The sequence below is a fragment of the Comamonas humi genome (assembly GCF_054782535.1).
Genome location: NZ_BAAGSH010000010.1, coordinates 115,411 through 121,410 on the forward strand (window position 1 = coordinate 115,411; position 6,000 = coordinate 121,410).

General features: G+C 69.9%; 5 protein-coding genes. 3 read left to right on the plus strand and 2 right to left on the minus strand.

Annotation, left to right across the window (positions count from 1 at the left end):
* Window positions 1-25: 25 nt before the first annotated feature.
* From gdhA to ACYVKR_RS13265, 3 genes are all read left to right on the plus strand, one after another.
* On the plus strand, window positions 26-1,372 hold the full coding sequence (gdhA, locus tag ACYVKR_RS13255) for a glutamate dehydrogenase (RefSeq protein ID WP_460481380.1): 1,347 nt from the start codon (window positions 26-28) through the stop codon (window positions 1,370-1,372).
* Between the two features lie 155 nt (window positions 1,373-1,527).
* Complete coding sequence (gene miaA / locus ACYVKR_RS13260) at window positions 1,528-2,556, plus strand: tRNA (adenosine(37)-N6)-dimethylallyltransferase (protein ID WP_460481381.1); 1,029 nt, start codon at window positions 1,528-1,530, stop codon at window positions 2,554-2,556.
* The gene (locus tag ACYVKR_RS13265; RefSeq protein ID WP_460481382.1) at window positions 2,553-3,644 is read left to right on the plus strand and encodes a winged helix DNA-binding domain-containing protein; all 1,092 of its coding nucleotides are present in this window, start codon (window positions 2,553-2,555) and stop codon (window positions 3,642-3,644) included. Before miaA ends, ACYVKR_RS13265 begins: the two co-directional genes overlap by 4 nt.
* A 119-nt stretch (window positions 3,645-3,763) precedes the next feature.
* Here ACYVKR_RS13265 and ACYVKR_RS13270 read toward each other — a convergent pair whose 3' ends face one another.
* Both ACYVKR_RS13270 and ACYVKR_RS13275 read right to left on the minus strand, forming a co-directional pair.
* A complete protein-coding gene (locus ACYVKR_RS13270) occupies window positions 3,764-5,023 on the minus strand; it encodes an MFS transporter (protein WP_460481383.1) in 1,260 nt (419 codons plus the stop codon).
* A 101-nt stretch (window positions 5,024-5,124) separates the two neighbouring features.
* A partial coding sequence (locus tag ACYVKR_RS13275; protein ID WP_460481384.1) for a branched-chain amino acid ABC transporter permease occupies window positions 5,125-6,000 on the minus strand: 876 nt, incomplete at its 5' end.

The window sequence follows — 6,000 nt, forward strand, 5'->3', positions numbered from 1 at the left end:
CCGGAAAAGAAAGAGCTTTGCCGTCATGAAGTACCAGTCCCTTGAGCAGTTCCTGAGCTATGTCGAACAGCGCAACCCCGGTCAGCCTGAGTTCCTGCAGGCCGTGACCGAAGTGATGGAGAGCCTGTGGCCCTTCATCGAGAAGCACCCGCGCTACGCCGAGCACGGCCTGCTCGAGCGCTTGGTGGAGCCCGAGCGCGCGATCAGCTTCCGCGTGAGCTGGACCGACGACCACGGCCAGGTGCAGGTCAACCGCGGCTACCGCATCCAGCACAGCATGGCCATCGGCCCCTTCAAGGGCGGCCTGCGCTTCCACCCGTCGGTCACGCTGTCGGTGCTGAAGTTCCTGGCCTTCGAGCAGACCTTCAAGAACGCGCTGACCACGCTGCCCATGGGCGGCGGCAAGGGCGGCTCGGACTTCGACCCCAAGGGCAAGAGCCCCGCTGAAGTGATGCGCTTCTGCCAGGCCTTCGTGACCGAGCTGTTCCGCCACGTGGGCCCCGACACCGACGTGCCCGCGGGCGACATCGGCGTGGGCGGCCGCGAGGTCGGCTTCATGGCCGGCATGTACAAGAAGCTGGCCAACAGCTCGGCCAGCGTGTTCACCGGCAAGGGCCTGTCGTTCGGCGGCTCGCTGATCCGCCCCGAGGCCACCGGCTACGGCACGGTGTACTTCGCGCAAGAGATGCTGGCCACGCGCGGCCAGTCGTTCGCCGGCAAGACCGTGTCCGTCTCGGGCTCGGGCAACGTGGCGCAGTACGCGGTCGAGAAGGCCATGGAGCTGGGCGCCAAGGTGGTGACGGTGTCCGACTCGTCGGGCACGGTGTACGACAAGGACGGCTTCACGCCCGAGAAGCTGGCCATCCTGATGGACGTAAAGAACCACCTCTACGGCCGCGTGAACGACTACGCCGCCAAGGTGCCGGGCGTGGAATTCATCGCCGGCAAGACCCCGTGGCACATCAAGGCCGACGTGGCCCTGCCCTGCGCCACGCAGAACGAGTTGGATGAAGCCGACGCCAAGACCCTGATCGCCAACGGCGTGCTGTGCGTGGCCGAAGGCGCGAACATGCCCTCGACCATCGAGGCCGCCAAGGCCTTCGAGGCTGCCGGCGTGCTGTACGCGCCCGGCAAGGCATCGAACGCCGGCGGCGTGGCCACCTCGGGCCTAGAGATGAGCCAGAACGCCATGCGCCTGTCGTGGACGCGCGACGAAGTCGACGCCCGCCTGCTGCAGATCATGCAAGGCATCCACGCCGCGTGCCTGAAGCACGGCAAGCGCGAGGACGGCACGGTGAGCTACATCGACGGCGCCAACATCGCCGGCTTCGTCAAGGTGGCCGACGCCATGCTGGCCCAGGGCGTGCTGTAAGCCAGCCCGCACCGCTGCAAGCGCTGCACACAGGGAGCCTTCGGGCTCCCTTTTTCGTTCTACACTCGCGCTGCGGGTGCAATGCAGAGCTTCTATTTTGATAGCTGCTTGCGCTCACCCCATATGCCTTTGAAGCCGATTTCATTCAAAACACCTTGACACCCTCCTCCGCCCCCCTGTGCATAGGCCTGGCCGGCCCCACCGCGTCCGGCAAGACCGGCGCCGCCATCGCGCTGGCTCGGCGGCTCGCGCCGCGGCTGCCGGTGGAGGTCATCAGCGTGGACTCGGCCCTGGTCTACCGCGGCATGGACGTGGGCACGGCCAAGCCCACGCGCGAGGAGCAGGCCGGCATCCCGCACCACCTGCTCGACATCCGCAGCCCGCGCGAGTCGTACAGCGCCGCCGAGTTCGTGCGCGACGCGCTGGCGCTGATCGAGGACATCCACCGCCGCGGCGCCGTCAGCCTGCTGGCGGGCGGCACCATGCTGTACTTCAAGGCGCTGATCGACGGCATCGACGACATCCCTTCGGCCTCGCCCGAACTGCGCGCCGCCATCGACGCCGAGGCCGCGCAGCTCGGCTGGCCCGCGCTGCATGCGCAGCTCGCCCAGGTGGACCCGGCCACCGCCGCGCGCCTGGCGCCGGCCGACAGCCAGCGCATCCAGCGCGCGCTCGAGGTCTGGCGCAGCACCGGCCGGCCGCTGTCGAGCTTCCACACCCGCGACCAGAACGCCTCGCCGCTGCTGCGCCTGGCGCCCGGCTTCGCCCTCTTCAGCCTGGAGCCGGACGACCGCGCCTGGCTGCACGGGCGTATCGCGCTGCGCTACGACACCATGCTGCAGCAGGGCCTTCTGCAAGAGGTGCTGGCGCTGCGCAAGGACGAGCAGCTGCATCTTGGCCTGCCCTCGATGCGCTGCGTGGGCTACCGCCAGATGTGGGAGATGCTCGACGCCTGCGCGGCGCAGGGCATCCAGGTGCAGACCGAGTCCGACGTGCCGCCGCCGCTGTGGGCCGAGATGCGCGAGCGCGGCATCGCCGCCACGCGCCAGCTCGCCAAGCGCCAGGTCACCTGGCTGCGCAGCATGCCCCAGCGCCGCGCCATCGCCTGCGATGCGCCCGATGCGCTGGCGCAGTGGCTGGATGCGGCCACACAACAGCTACAGATTCAGCACCTGCAGGCATGAGAGCGCCTACACTCGAACAGCTGCGCCGCTACGCGGTGGCGCGCACGCTGTTCGCACCCACCACGCTGATGCAGGCCGTGCGCCGCCTCGGCTTCGTGCAGGCCGACCCGATCCGCGCCCCGGCGCGTGCGCAGGACCTCACGCTGCGCCACCGCGTCAAGGACTACCGCGCCGGCGACCTGGAAGCCCGCTACCCCCGGCTGGCCATCGAGGAGGACTGCCTGGTCAACTACGGTTTCGTGCCGCGCGAGCACCTGGCGCTGCTGCACCCGCGCCAGGCCCGCCGCGCCTGGGACGCTGCCACCACGGCCAAGGCCGCCGACGTGCTGGCCTACGTGCGCGAGCACGGCCCGGTGCATCCGCGCCAGGTCGAACAGCACTTCGCGCACGGCAGCGTCAAGAACTACTGGGGCGGCACCGGCAGCGCCAGCACGCAGCTGCTCGACGGCCTGCACTACCGTGGCCTGCTGCGCGTGGCGCGGCGCGACAGCGGCACGCGCGTCTATGCCGCCATCGAGCATGCGCCCGCCGACGACAGCCCCGCGGCCCGCGCCGAGCGCGCCGCCGCGCTGCTGCAGCTGGTGGTGCGCAAATACGCGCCGCTGCCCGCCGCCAGCCTCACCTACCTGGCGCGGCTGCTGGGCTACGGCGCGCCGCACCTCGCCGAGCAGACCCAGCTCGCCCTGCGCCTGGCGCGCGAGCAGCTCGCCAGCTGCCGCATCGACGGCACCACCTGGTACTGGCCCGGCGACGAGAACCCCGCCTCGCGCCGCCACGAACCGCAGGACACCGTGCGCCTGCTCGCGCCCTTCGACCCCGTGGTCTGGGACCGCCGGCGCTTTGCGCTGCTCTGGGGCTGGACCTACAAGTTCGAGGCCTACACGCCGGCCGCGCAGCGCCAGCTCGGCTACTACGCGCTGCCGCTGCTGTGGGCCGACCAGGTGATCGGCTGGGCCAACATCGCGGCGACGCCGGGCGCGCTCCAGCCCGATTTCGGCTATGCCGGCAAACGTCCCGCCGATGCGCCGTTCCGCCAGGCGCTTGATGAAGAACTGGATCGGATCACGCAGTTCCTGGCCAGCCGCTGAGCGCGATGCTCGCAAACTCAGGAGCACCTCGCGCTTGCTGTATAAAGAATTCCAAATGATTTCACACTGAATTCATTGCATAGCAATCGCCAACAGCTTCCTTTTCCATAGCACCACCGCTAGCGCATGGCGGCCTGCACCCCGGCCCGCTCGCCGCGCAGGCGCAGGAACAGCCAGCCAGTGATGCACAGGTTCAGCAGGTTCCAGCCTATGCCGTTGACGAAGGCGGCGCGGTAGCTGCCCGTCATATCGAAGATCCAGCCCGACAGCCAGCCGCCCAGCGCCATGCCCACCAGCGTGGCCATGATGACGGCGCCCACCCGCACGCTCGCCTGGGCCGGCGCAAAGTACTCGCGCACGATGATGGCGTAGGTCGGCACGATGCCGCCCTGGAACAGGCCGAACAGCCCCGAGATGACGAACAGCGGCACCATCCCGTCGTAGGGCAGGAAGAGCAGCAGCGCCACGCCCTGCAGCGCCGAGCCCAGCAGCAGCGTGCGGATGCCGCCGATGCGGTCGCAGATCAGCCCGAAGACCAGGCGGCTGACGATGCCGCAGGCCAGCATCAGCGACAGCATCTGCGCGCCGCGCGCGGCTCCGAAGCCCAGGTCGGTGCAGTAGGCCACGATATGGACCTGCGGCATGGCCATGGCCACGCAACAGGCGACGCCCGCCAGGCACAGCAGCGCCATCGCGTGGTTGGGCGCCAGGCCGAAGGGGCGGGAATGGTCCGGCGCCGCAGCCTGCGCCGTGGCCGCCGCCGGCGCCAAGGACGCCCCGATGGCCGGCGGCCGCTGGCGCATGCGCAGCGCCAGCACGAGCATGCCCAGGCCGCAGACCGTGCCCAGCGCCATGTAGGTGGGCCGCCAGCCCACGGTGTCGATGCCGTACTGCACGATGGGCGGCCACAGGGCGCCGGCGATGTAGTTGCCACTGGCGCAGACCGCCACCGCAATGCCGCGCCGGCGCTTCCACCACAGCGCCGTGTCGGCCAGCAGCGGCGCGAAGGTGGCCGACGCGCCGATGAAGCCCATCACCGCATGCGCCAGGCCGAAGCCGACGATGCCGCCCGCCAGGCTGGCGCCGATGAAGCCGCCGAACACGGCCAGCGCCCCCAGGCCGAGCACGGGCGCCAGGCCATGGCGATCGGCCAGCCGCCCGGTCAGCAAACCGCCCAGCCCCAGGCAGACCATCATCAGCGTATAGGGCAGCGAGGCGCTGGCCCGGCCGGTGCCGAACTCGCTCTGCACCGCGGGCAGCACCACCGACACCACGTACATGCTGCTGTTGCCCAGCACGACCAGGCCCAGCGTGACCAGCAGGCGCTTGAGCGCCTGGGGCGAATCGATGAGGGACGGATCGGCGTGCGCAGCCTGCATGGCGGCTCCTGGATGGCGGGCGCGGCCGCGGTGGCCACACCCCAAAACAAAGAAGGCCCGGGCGGCATCCACCGCCCGGGCCCACAGGGTACCTCAACGGATCAGTGCGCCTTCTTGCGGTCGAACCAGGCGATCACCTCGCCCATCACGCCGCGGCGGAAGGCCAGCACGCAGACCACGAAGATCAGGCCGGTGACGATGGTCACCGACTCGCCCAGCGTGCTGAACCACTCCACGCCGGTGACGCGCGCCAGCGCCGTGCCGATGTCGCCGATCTTGTTCTCCAGCGCCACGATCACCGCCGAGCCCACGATGGGGCCCGACAGCGTGCCCAGGCCGCCCACCAGTGTCATCAGGATCACCTGGCCCGAGGCCGTCCAGTGCACATCGGTCAGCGTGGCGAAGCCCAGCACCACGGTCTTGAGCGAACCGGCCAGGCCCGCCAGCGCGGCCGAGATCACGAAGGCCAGCAGCTTGAAGCGGTCCACGTCGTAGCCCAGCGAGATGGCGCGCGGCTCGTTCTCCTTGATCGCCTTGAGCACCTGGCCGAACGGCGAGTGCACGGTGCGCACGATCAGCAGGAAGGCCAGCGCTACCACCACCAGCGTGGCGTAGTACATGGACAGGTCGTTCTCCAGGCTCAGCACGCCGAACAGCTTGCCGCGCGGCACGGCCTGCAGGCCGTCCTCGCCGCCGGTGAACGGCATCTGCAGGCAGGCGAAGAACAGCATCTGCGCCAGCGCCAGCGTGATCATCGAGAAATAGATGCCCTGGCGGCGGATGGCGAGCCAGCCGAAGACCAGGCCCAAGCCCGCGCCGAACGCGACGCCGGCCAGAATACCCAGCTCCGGCGTCAGCCCCCAGGCCTTGATGGTGTGGCCGGTGATGTAGGCCGCGCCGCCGAAGAAGGCGGCGTGGCCGAACGACAGCATCCCCGTGTAGCCCAGCAGCAGGTTGAAGGCGCAGGCGAACAGCGC